Below are 12,112 nucleotides of genomic sequence, written 5' to 3' on the forward strand. Positions count from 1 at the left end.
TAAGTTATGTGCTTAGTTTTCAAATTACAAAAAAACCTTTTGCTTACCCAATAAAAACATTTCCAAACCGATATCTTTATTTACAGCACCCATTTTAATTTGATATTCTAATTCTATTAAATCTAAAAACAGTGTATTTAATTTTTGCGTTTCAATCAATTTTGCTTCTTTCATTAAAAAAAATACTTTGCCTTGTGAAACTGGCAAAACTTTTTGCACTTCTTCTGGGCTTTTTTTTTGTTGCAACATTTCTTTTACCAATAACAATTCTTTAATTTTATGAGTTAATTGATTTATAACGTGAAAAGCATTGATTTTTTGCGTTTTTAAGGTTTGATACATTTGATAAGCATCAATATAATTTTGTTTTAAAAAAAGATTAATTAATCCAAAAATATTGTCATTTTCTTTAAAAGCATTGATTTTTTGCACCAATTGCCAAGTTATATTTTTATCATTTGATTGAAATAATTTGATTTTTGTTATTTCTTGATGCAATAAATAAAGATTATAGTTAGTTTTGCTCACTAATTCTTGGATAGCTTTGGTATCAATTTGAAAACCATCTTTTTGAAAAACTTCCATGATATATTTAAAAAAATCTTTTTTCTCCAAAGTGTTTGTTGTTTTGCAAAGACAATATTTTTCCCAAATTTTTTGAACTTCAGATGCTTTAGTTGTTTTTTCTGCAAAAAAATATAAATCTAAATTGTTGTAAGGATTTTGTAAATAAGAAATTAAAAAAGCCATTTCTTGAGGTTTTTTTTGAAATAAAATTTCACTGTGATCCACCAAAACTACTTTTTTCCATGCGCTTTCAATCAAAGAAGTGGTTTGTAGTTCTTTTTGCAGCTCTGTTACAAGATCTTTTTGCATACAATAATAAACTACATCTAATTGTTTTTGTTTGCAAATATTAATTATTTTTTTTATTTTTTTTTCTAGAAAAAACCTTTGTTTTCCCCAAATTAAATGTATGTTATTTGTTTGTTCCAAATTAAAAACCTCATTTTGCCCTTTTATTATTAATTAATTGTTTGTTTTTTAAATGTTTTGCAAAAGATCAATTCAACATTATTATCATTATCACTATTGTTATTTTATCAAAAAAATATTATTATAAAACGATATCACAAAATATAAAGCAACAAAAATAATAATTTGCTATAATAATATTTGTAAACCACCTTCAAAAATTTCCCAAAATCACCAATCGCAAACAATTATAGACAAAAACAAAGAAAAGGAAAAACCAAAATGATTAAAAAAGCCACTTTTGTGCGTAGTATTGTCCATTTTAAAGATATTCCTTTGAAAAAACAACCCGAAATTGTTTTAATGGGCAGAAGCAACGTTGGCAAAAGCACTTTCATCAATGCTTTAACTCAAAGAAAAAAATTAGCTAAAATTTCTCAAACGCCTGGCAAAACCATCACCCTAAACTACTATGACATTAACGAATCTTTTTATTTGATCGATACTCCTGGATACGGTTATGCTAAAAAAAGTAAAGAAATTCAAAAGCAGTTATTGCCGATGATTATTTCTTTTTTGGAACAAACTTCTCATCTCAAAGCAGTCTTTCAGCTAATTGATTTTAAAGTGGGTGCTACCCAAGAAGACGATAGAATCCATCAAGCTCTTTTGCAAGCGGGTTTTGAGGTCGTCTTGTTATTTGTTAAAAAGGATAAAGTTAAAAAAAATCTTGTGCCCAAACAATTAAAAATGCTTGTTAATCACTTTCCCCAGATTAAATATTTTTTTTTGATTTCTTCAAAACAACAAGAAGGGCTGGAAGAATTAAAACTGTTTTTAAGTCAATTAATGGATCCAAATGCCAATGATTAAAAAAGGAGTCCCTTATTTTTTGGCTCTTTTATTTTTAGTTTTTCCAACTTTTTCACTTTGCAAAAAAAATTGTAATTTTTTTTATTTCCTCCAATCCATTTAAACATTTTCAAAACCCCAAACATAACCCCCAAAAAACTTTTAAAACCCAAAAACTTCAACCCTAAAAAAAGAAAATAGAAAGAAGCTAGCTTTTATGCAAACTAAATATGATTTTAAAAAAGTAGAACATCAAAGATACCAACAATGGTTAGAAAAAAAATATTTTTGTGCCAATCCAACCGCCAATAAAAAAACTTTTACTGTTGTAATTCCGCCTCCCAATGTAACAGGAAAACTGCATTTGGGACACGCTTGGAATAACACCATTCAAGATATTATTATAAGATTTAAAAAAATGCAAGGCTTTGATGTGCTCTTTTTGCCTGGGATGGATCATGCAGGAATTGCCACTCAAAATAAAGTTAAAGAACAATTAAAACAAGAAGGGCTTTTGACCAAAACTTTAAGTAAAGAAACTTTTTTAAAATATGCGTGGCAGTGGAAAGAAAAACATGCCCAAAATATTAGGCAACAATGGCAAGTTTTAGGACTGCATCTAGATTATAATTTTGAAAAATTTACCCTTGATCCTGATTTGAGCCAAACAGTTCAAGAAGTTTTTGTCAAATTATACCAAAAAAAATTAATTTACAGAGATTATAAAATTATTAATTGGGACCCCGAAACTAAAACAGCCCTTTCTAATGTAGAAGTAAATTACCATGAAACTGAAGGAAAATTATATTATATTAAATATTTTTTGGTTGATTTTCCAACTAATTCCAATTTGTCTGACGCTTCTTTGGTTCCTTCTTTTTTAGAAATTGCAACCACTCGCCCCGAAACCATGTTTGCCGATCAAGCTTTAATGGTAAACCCTAACGATCCTAGATATCAATCTTTTATTGGCAAAAAAGTTTTTATTCCTGATACTAACATCCAAATTCCTGTTATTAGTGATAATTACGTAGATATTAATTTTGGTACAGGAGTTGTAAAAGTGACACCTGGACATGATATTAATGATTTTGAAGTAGCTAAAAGACATCATAAAAGACATCAATTAAAAGCTTTATTATGCATGAACGAAGATGGTACTATGAACGACTTAGCCTTGCAATATCAAGGATTAGACCGCCTTGTTTGTCGTCAAAAGTTAGTGCAAACTCTTAAACAAAAAGGATTTTTTACAAAAACCGAAAATCACCTTCATAAAGTAGGATATTCAAGTATTTCGGATGCCATCATCGAACCGCGTCTTTCTTTACAATGGTTTTTAAAAACCAAAGCCATCGCCCAAATTGCTTTAAAAACGAACAAAATCAATTTTTTTCCGCTTCGTTTTGAAAATATTTTTAATAATTGGCTCCAAAATATCGAAGACTGGTGTATTTCGCGTCAATTATGGTGGGGTCATCAAATTCCTGCTTGGCATAAAGGACAAGAAATTAAAGTTCAAATAGAAAGTCCTGGTCCAGAATGGAGCCTTGATTGTGATGTTTTGGATACTTGGTTTTCTTCTGCTTTGTGGCCTTTTAGCACTTTGGGATGGCCTAATTGCAATGCCCCTTTATTTCAAAATCGTTTTCCTATTGATGTTTTAGTAACAGGCTATGACATTTTAACTTTTTGGGTATCAAAAATGGTTTTTCAAAGTATTTTATTAACCCACAAAGACCCTTTTAAAGATGTTTTATTACATGGTTTAGTAAGAGATAACAAAGGACAAAAAATGTCTAAATCAAAAGGTAATGGTGTTGATCCTTTGGAAGTTGTTGCCAAATATGGTACCGATGCTCTTAGATGGTTTTTAACTACTAACGCTGCTCCTGGGTTTGATTTATTCTATGATGAGACTAAAGTTGCTTCATCTTGGAATTTTATTAATAAATTGTGGAATATTAGTCGTTTTGTAAAATTAAATACCAGCACCTTAGACACTGATTTTGATATCAATCTTTTGACTTTGACCCAAAAAGCCCTTTTAACACAATTGCATTTAACAACTCAAAAAGTAACAACTTTATATCAAAAATATGAATTAAAAGAAATTGGAAAAATTTTATATCACTTTGTTTGGGAAGATTTTGCTAATTGGCATTTAGAATTTGCCAAACATGATTTAGATCAGAATAACTCCAATTTAACAAACTTGCACAACAGTCAAAAATTTTTAGTTTATATGATGAAACATATTTTGCAACTCTTACATCCTTTTATTCCTTTTGTAACTGATGCTCTTTATGAAAATTTTGACAATAAAACGAACATTACTCAAACCACTTTGCAAAAAACTTCTTATTGTAATTTAGATGCCTTAGCTGATTTTGAAAATCTTAAAAACTTAATTATTAAAACACGTCATTTAAGACAAGAATCCAATATCAATTGTAAATTAAATTTAGAATTAGAAGTTGCATCTCAATTTTCAACTATCCTCCAAGATTTCGTAAATTTGCAACAAGCTTTAGAAAAATTTTTCAAAACTTTACAAATTAAAATTACTAACAAAGTTACCAATTCAAAAAAAACTATTTGGTTAATTGAAAAAAATTTAAGTCTTTATATTGACCGCAAAACCCTAAACGAACTTAATGAAACCAAATTTGAAAGTAATTTTTTACAACAAAAAAATACCCTTCTTAAAGAAATTAAAAGAAGTGAAACCATTTTAAATAATCCATCTTTCTTGCAAAAAGCCGCAAGTGCCAAAATTGAAATTGAAAAAAAGAAATATGAAAGTTATTGTAAGCAATATCAAAAATTGTTAGAAAGTAAAAACAATTCTAATCCGCTAAATCCCAACAAAAAATAAAAAATTTAAATAAAACTATAAATGAATAATTTAAGCTTTGAAATTAAAAAACATTACAAGCAAAACCCCAACCCACCAATATTTTCCAAACCCAAACCATTTATTAAAGGAACTAACCAATGTCAAAAGATGATTCTATTAAAAAAACTGTTACTATAGGACTGAGTGCTGCGATATTTTTTGTTTTAAGTTGTTTTGCCTCTATTCCTGTGGGATTTAATGTAAGTATTGAAACTTCAGTCGCTTTTTTAGCTTTCATTGCTGTTGCTTTTGGTCCTGCGGTTGGTTTTTATGTAGGACTTATAGGGCACACCATTAAAGATTTTATTTTGTTTGGAAATGTTTCTTGGAATTGGGTTTTATGCTCTGCTCTTATTGGATTTATTTACGGATTGCCGCATAAAATAATTGATCTTAAATATCAAGTGTTTACCAAGAAAAAAATTGTTTACTTTTGGCTTTATCAGGTTGCTTGTAATTTTATAATTTGGGGTTTTTTTGCTCCTCAAAGTGATTTATTGATTTACGGACAACCACCTAAACTAGTTTATTTACAAAGTTTTTTGATAGTAATTTCTAATATTTTAGCTTATAGTGTAGTAGGAATTAAATTAATGTCTATGTATTCTTGTCATTACACTAAACAAGCTACTTTAATTAAAATTAATAATTCTTAAATATTTTTAAACATCCTTAATCAATTTTTTTATTTTATAACTTCAAAGAGGAACTTTATGCCAAAACCATTAATCATTTTTAAAGATTTTAGTTTTCAATATTATAGCCAACAAACACCAACTCTAAATCAAATTAATTTAACTATTTATGAAGGACAAAAAGTTTTGATTGTGGGCAAAAATGGTAGCGGTAAATCTACTTTTTTAAAATGTATTAATGGTTTGATTCCTCATAGTTATCAAGGAAAAATTACAGGTACTGTTATTATTAAGGATAAAGTCTTGACACAAACCAATATCTTTGATCTATCTTTGGATGTGGGTACCATTATGCAAGATACAGATAATCAATTTGTAGGTTTAACAGTAGCAGAAGATATAGCTTTTGCCTTGGAAAATGATGATTTGCCTCAAAGTGAAATATATCAAAAAGTAAATATGTGGGCACAAGATTTAGGATTGCAATCCTTTTTAGATTACAAACCACAAGAACTTTCTGAAGGTCACAAGCAATTAGCATCGATGGCAGGAGTTTTAATTTATAATCCTTCTATTTTGTTATTTGATGAATCTCTATCCAATCTTGATCCTGTTTCAAGAGCCAAAATGACTGCTTTAATAAAAACTATTCATCAAAAATACCATTCGACTATTTTAGTTATCGAACATTATTTAGAAGATATTTTAGATGATTCTTTTGATAGGGTAATAGTATTTGAAGATGAAAAAATTATTTATGACAATTCTCCCCACAAATTAATTTTAGAAAATATTTTAACTAAACAAGGTATCCAAGAACCAACTTATATTAGTGCTTTGAAAAAGGTTGGTATCAATTTGGAAACTCTTCCTTATTTATTAAATTTGCCTGCCTTACAATCCTTAGATTTTGTTCAATATTTTTCCAATCAATTAACAAATTTAAAAAAATGTGCTATTTCTCAAAACGACCCAACTCAATTATTGCCTTTTTTCCCCAAACAATTTGCCCCATTTTGCCCCATTTTGCAATTACAAAATATTTCTTATCACTATGAATCCAAACAACCCAATATTTTAAATGACATTTCTTTGGATTTATTTCCAGGAAAAATGATTAGTATTGTTGGTAAAAATGGTAGTGGTAAATCTACTTTAGCCAAAGTTATTTGTGGTTTTTGTAATCCTCAAACAGGAACTATTTTATTAAATAATCAAGATTTAACACATTTGTCTTTACAACAAAGATCAGAAAAAATTGGTTTTGTCATGCAAAATCCCCACCATATGATTTCTCAAAAAACTGTTTTTGAAGAAGTAGCATTGGGGCTTTTAGGAAAACAACTTTCATTAACTGAAATAAAAACCAAAGTGCATGCCATTTTGAAAACTTGTAATTTGGATTGTTTTGTTAACTGGCCTATTTCTGCTCTTAGTTTTGGACAAAAAAAAAGACTTACCATTGCTTCTATTTTAGTGATGCAACCCCAAATTCTTATTTTGGATGAACCTACCATAGGACAAGATTTAAAACATCACACACAAATTATGACTTTTTTACAAAAGTTAAATAATAAAGGAATTACCATTATAATTATTACTCATGATATGTCTTTAATGCTTAATTATACTCAAAGAACTTTGGTTTTGGAACAAGGAAAAATTATTGCAAATACTACTCCTTTAAAAATTTTTACAGATATGTCTTTAATTCAAAAAACTTCTCTCAATCCTATCAGCTTGATTGTTCTTATCAATAAATTGCCATTTACATCAGAACAAAAAAATGTTTTGTTAACTCAAATGTTGGCTTTTTTAAAGGAGGATTGTTGTTATGGCAAATAGTATGTTACAATATTTACCAGGTAATGCTTTCATTTATAAAATCCAAGGAGCAACTAAGTTATTGTTTTTAATTTTGGTTTCAGTTGCTTGTATGATGGTCTATCATATATGGTTTTTGTTAGGACTTGTCTTTTTTTCTTTGTTTTTGTTTTGGTGTGCTCAAATTAAATGGCAGCAAGTAGCGTTTGTAGTTAAAGGAACTTTCTTTTTTTTGTTTGTAAATAATATTATTATTTTTTTTTGTTTTAGAAATTATGGTACTCAAATATATAACTCCAAAACCCCCATTCCTTTATTTTTTAATCTTTTAACCCAAGAACAATTATTTTATCAATTTAATGTGTTGTTAAAATATTGTTGTATTATTCCTTTATTTTTAATCTTTATTATAACTACTAATCCCAGTCAATTAGCTGCTAGTTTAAATAAATTAGGGGTTAGTTATAAAATTAGTTATGCTTTTGCCCTTACTATTCGTTATATTCCTGAAATTCAAAAAGATTTTAAAAATATTTCTCTCAATCAACAAGCACGAGGTATTAAAGTTGTTAAAAAAACTCATTTTTTGGCTTGTATTATTGCAGATATTAAAAGAATTGCCCTTATTATTCCTCCTTTGATTTTCTTTAATTTAGATAAAATTGATGTAATTACTAATGCTATGCAATTGAGGCGTTTTGGTAAATACAAAACAAGAACTTGGTATTATGAAAAATCTTTTAGTATTCTTGATTTGTTTACTTTTTTATTAGGATTGGCACTTCTTTTGCTTGGTGTGTGGCTTTTGTGCCTTTATGATAGGTTTTATTATCCTTTTGCCCAAAACCCTTTTTGATAAAATATTGCCAAATTATTAACATCAAACAATTAAATATTTTGAAAAATTATAAGATCAACTCTAAAAAGTTGGTTTTTTTGTTATATAAAATTGCAAGAAAAACACTCATGATATAAAGATGAGTGAGCAAAACATTCCTTTTTTTGTGATAAAATGATGTTAATAGCAATATTTTTTATTTTTAAATTGCTGTTGTAAAAAAAGATAAAGGGGTGAAAAAGTGTTAGGTGGTTAATAAAAAAATGTCAATATACTTTTAAAGTATTTTTGATGCAATTTAGCAAAAAAATTGTATTTTTGTATTTTTAGTGTATTTTTAATTTTTTAAGTTTTTAAATATTGAGTTTTTTTGTTTTTAAAATATATTTTTATTTTTTAATTTTTAAATATTTTTGTTATAAATCTCAGTTTATATCAAAATAATACTAAATATTTATTTTTATTTTTAATTTTAAAAAAACTTAACTTATTTGGTGTCATGTGTTATATTTTTAAAATATTAAAATACTTGATACAATTGAGGTGTTCCGTTTTTTTAGACACTTTTTTATTTCAAAATTAATCTTAAGACTTAAAATTAAATAGATAATTTCATATCTTTTCAAATTAACAAATAATTTCATTACACTTAAAAAGTGTCTAATGTTTTTTCATAATTTGCTAGTTTCAAAAGATATTTTTTTTAAATATTTTATCCCTACACTATATATATAGGCCGAAAAAAAGAAAAAGTTGCATATAAAACGACATGGGTTTCATTTTTTTACACAATAATGCGGAATTTTTGATTTTTATAGAAAAAAATGTACAACAAAACAACCTTTTTAAAAAGGTTATGAATTTATATTTTTAAAAAATGTTTTTTAAATATTTTGCAAATATTGTAAGGGTGATAAATTATTTAATTTAGTTAATAACCATTTATTATTCCAAAAAGAAGGAAATTGATTGATAATTTTTTTGATTTTAGCTTGGGGTTTTTGGAATAAAAAAGGATGTTGGTTGGATAAAATACTTTTCATCTGGCCAAAAAGATTTTCAATGACAGCGTTATCACGTGGGGTTGCTTTACGAGACATACTAATTAAAAACCCTTTTTTAGTTAAAACTTTTTGTACTTTTAGAGATTGATAAACTTTACCTTGGTCTGAATGAATAATACAAGGGTTTTTTAAAGGAGGAATTTTTTTAATGGTATTTAAAATTAATTCTTTATTTTGTCGGTTTGAAGTGTGGGAGGCAATAATTTGATTATTAAAAGAATCAATAATACACGAAAAATAAATAAATCCTTGGGGAGTGGGAAAATAAGTAATATCGGTAAATAGTTTTTTCATGGGTTGGGAGGTAGTAAAGTTTTGATTAATTAAATTTGGGACTACTTTGAGGTTAGATTCTAAATTTTTATAATAATATTTATTTTTTTTAGGCCTTAACTTACAACAAATATTATTTTCTTTCATGATAAGATAAACTTTTTTCTTAGTAATAAATTCATTAAAAATTTCTTGGTATAAATCAGTAATTTTACGATGACCGTAAAAATATTCATGTTGTAAACATAAAGTTTGAATACGTTGTTGTTGCACTAAATGTTTTGTTTCTTTTAATTTTAACTTTTTTTCAATTTTTAGCCAATAATAATAAGTACTGCGATTAATACGAATTGTTTTTAAAATAGTAGTTAAATTGAGGTCTTTGACAAATTGTTTAACCAATTGAAAAACTATTTTTTTATTAATAGTTTGAATGTGGCAAATCATATTTTGTAATAATCTTATTTTTTTCTTTAATTTTTGCATTATTAACACCAATTATCTTAATATTTTTTATTAATTCCAAAAATAATTATAACTAAAAAATGCATTAAAAGTTAATTTTAAAATATATTTATTAAATTATTATATAATATGATTAGTATTCAAAGACGAGCGTAGCGAACTAGGCGGTCAGCCGATAAACATTACAATTAACTATTACCCCCCTACTATAAAGTCCCCTTTGGGGATTTAGGGGGGCATTTGAACGTTAAATTGTTAAATTTGACGGGCACATGTTTAGATAATATATTTCATTTAAACATTATAAATGATGATATATTATAATAAATTTATATATACTAATTAAATATAAAAACTCTTGATAGGTTTTTATATTTAATTAGTATCATTAATATTATTTTATTTAATATTAAATAAAATAATATTAATGATATATGTTTCTAATAAGGTTAAACCCGAATTAAGTATTATCTATCACAACCCAATTCAAAACAGCCTTGGAGGGATTTTTGAATTGGTGTTTAGGTTTACCCACGGGTTTAACCTTATTAGAAACATACCATTATATATATAGGCCGAAAAAAAGAAAAAGTTGCATATAAAACGACATGGATTAAATTTTTTTACACAATAATGCGGAGTTTTTAATTTTGGGGTAGTTGTGCCATATAATAACGGGGTTAAAGGGCAAAATGCTCACCATAAACACTAGCGAAAATGATGACAGAAGAGATAAAAAATGGAAAAAAGTGAAAAAAATAAAAAAAATATCCCCCTCAAATGAGGGGGTCTAAATTAGGTTAAAAAATGATTCGTTTTAATTTATGCCAAAATTGTAAAAAATAAAAGTACGTATTTGCAAGGGTTTTTGAAGGTCACTTAGAGGCGAAATTGAATATAAAGGGGGTCTAAATCAAGACTAGGGTAATTACCATAATTGAATTTAAATCAAAGCGAGAGAGGCAAAATAATGCGTTTAAGAGGCATTTCTGATTTGGGGGGTATTTAAAATAGGTTATTTGAAGTTAAAATTATGAGTTGTTTTTAATTGTTAATTTTTATTTTATTTTTTTCTCTTAATTAATTTATTTGTTACAAATTAAAATATGAATATTAAGATAAATGAGTATTTGCCTATACTTAATTAAAATTATTTATATAAACTATCCTAATTATGCCTCAAATCATAACAATAGCATTAAAATTTTGATTAACTCTTTAAGAAGATATATTATTTAATTCAAATTTATTAAAAAAGACCAACTTAAAAGTTGGTCTTAATATGTTTTTATCCTCTTGTTCTTGATTTTGATGATTCTTCATTATTTTTAGTATTAAATTTCTTCGTATAAAGGGTTAGGTATTTTTCTTTTTAGAATGAGAGATAATAGTGAGGTTAATTAAATCTTGTTTTAATATTTGTAAAAAGTTTTTAATTTGAGTTAAATCGTTCGGAGTGGTTTTTGTGTTCCAGCCTCCGAATCTAATTTCTTGATTAGTGTCGTTTTTCATTTATTTTCTCCTTTTATTTTCAATTTGGGCATAAAAAAGACTCTCGTAATGAGAGCCTTTGATTTTTTGTTTTGTTTTTTTAATTTGAGTTGCTTTGTTTTTTTAAATAAATTTAATTTTTTTTATTTTTTAATAAATAAATAATTGATTAACTTTTTTAAGTTAAAAATATTTTTCATAATGTATTTCTTTTATCTAGTTTTTGTTTTAATTCATTAAAAATTTTTTTTAAATCAGTTAAATATTTAATTTCGTTTTTTTCTTTTAAATGTCGTTGAAAAGAATAATCAAATTTATATCCTACACCAGTTGAATTTTTCCTACCACTACCTCTTTGATGTAATTTTGGAAAATCAATATCATCATATAAAAAAACTTTTATAAAAATTTGATTAGGCGCTATATCTAAAAATAACAATAAATCATAATTATTAGTTTTTTTAATGCCTTCGTGTTGAAATTTATCATTTACATCTAAAGTAGCGGTTTTAATTTCGATTCTATAATTTTCAAATTTAATATCCCAATCTTTGTTTTTATCATCATCATCTCTTGCTTTAAATCCATTTTTTTTAAACCATACATTATAAATTTTTGTCCAAAAGAACCTCTAGCATCAATTTGAAGGTGTCTAATTTTAAAATATAAATCATCTGGTTTAAATTTGCTATTTTTTTTAAAATTATTAACAGTATATTCATATACTTCTTCAAAAAAATAAATAATTTCATCATTATTTTTATTCATTATTATTTTTCTTTCGATATTTTTTATA

At 26.2% G+C, this 12,112-nt stretch carries 9 protein-coding genes and 1 pseudogene; 5 read left to right on the plus strand and 5 right to left on the minus strand.

Features of this window, described 5'->3' with window-relative positions:
* Nucleotides 1–24: 24 nt before the first annotated feature.
* On the minus strand, nucleotides 25–996 hold the full coding sequence (gene holA, locus JAHGCCOI_RS00100; protein WP_212508965.1) for a DNA polymerase III subunit delta: 972 nt from the start codon (nucleotides 994–996) through the stop codon (nucleotides 25–27).
* 261 nt (nucleotides 997–1,257) lie between these two features.
* Here holA and yihA point away from each other — a divergent pair, with 261 nt between their 5' ends.
* From yihA to JAHGCCOI_RS00125, 5 genes are all read left to right on the plus strand, one after another.
* Entirely contained in the window at nucleotides 1,258–1,848 is a 591-nt protein-coding gene (gene yihA / locus JAHGCCOI_RS00105; RefSeq protein WP_011160392.1) for a ribosome biogenesis GTP-binding protein YihA/YsxC, read from the plus strand.
* A gap of 196 nt (nucleotides 1,849–2,044) precedes the next feature.
* On the plus strand, nucleotides 2,045–4,705 hold the full coding sequence (locus JAHGCCOI_RS00110; protein ID WP_479492070.1) for a valine--tRNA ligase: 2,661 nt from the start codon (nucleotides 2,045–2,047) through the stop codon (nucleotides 4,703–4,705).
* A gap of 119 nt (nucleotides 4,706–4,824) precedes the next feature.
* On the plus strand, nucleotides 4,825–5,382 hold the full coding sequence (locus JAHGCCOI_RS00115) for an ECF-type riboflavin transporter substrate-binding protein (RefSeq protein ID WP_212508963.1): 558 nt from the start codon (nucleotides 4,825–4,827) through the stop codon (nucleotides 5,380–5,382).
* A 57-nt stretch (nucleotides 5,383–5,439) separates the two neighbouring features.
* A complete protein-coding gene (locus tag JAHGCCOI_RS00120; protein WP_479492071.1) occupies nucleotides 5,440–7,206 on the plus strand; it encodes an ABC transporter ATP-binding protein in 1,767 nt (588 codons plus the stop codon).
* Complete coding sequence (locus JAHGCCOI_RS00125; RefSeq protein ID WP_479492072.1) at nucleotides 7,196–8,041, plus strand: energy-coupling factor transporter transmembrane component T family protein; 846 nt, start codon at nucleotides 7,196–7,198, stop codon at nucleotides 8,039–8,041. The genes JAHGCCOI_RS00120 and JAHGCCOI_RS00125 overlap by 11 nt, the downstream gene beginning before the upstream one ends.
* Nucleotides 8,042–8,907: 866 nt before the next feature.
* On the opposite strand, the gene JAHGCCOI_RS00130 is transcribed toward JAHGCCOI_RS00125, so the two are convergent.
* The 4 genes and pseudogenes from JAHGCCOI_RS00130 to JAHGCCOI_RS00145 form a co-directional block, all read right to left on the minus strand.
* Nucleotides 8,908–9,846 (minus strand): IS3 family transposase, encoded by a 939-nt coding sequence (locus JAHGCCOI_RS00130; protein ID WP_479491994.1) that lies wholly within the window; start codon nucleotides 9,844–9,846, stop codon nucleotides 8,908–8,910.
* A 1,338-nt stretch (nucleotides 9,847–11,184) separates the two neighbouring features.
* Nucleotides 11,185–11,337: pseudogene (locus tag JAHGCCOI_RS00135) on the minus strand (phase variable surface lipoprotein); the annotation flags it as partial.
* A 175-nt stretch (nucleotides 11,338–11,512) separates the two neighbouring features.
* The gene (locus JAHGCCOI_RS00140; RefSeq protein ID WP_479491995.1) at nucleotides 11,513–11,755 is read right to left on the minus strand and encodes a hypothetical protein; all 243 of its coding nucleotides are present in this window, start codon (nucleotides 11,753–11,755) and stop codon (nucleotides 11,513–11,515) included.
* A 56-nt stretch (nucleotides 11,756–11,811) separates the two neighbouring features.
* A complete protein-coding gene (locus tag JAHGCCOI_RS00145) occupies nucleotides 11,812–12,084 on the minus strand; it encodes a hypothetical protein (protein WP_479491996.1) in 273 nt (90 codons plus the stop codon).
* Nucleotides 12,085–12,112 lie beyond the last annotated feature (28 nt).

It is taken from the genome of Mulberry dwarf phytoplasma (genome assembly GCF_056504655.1).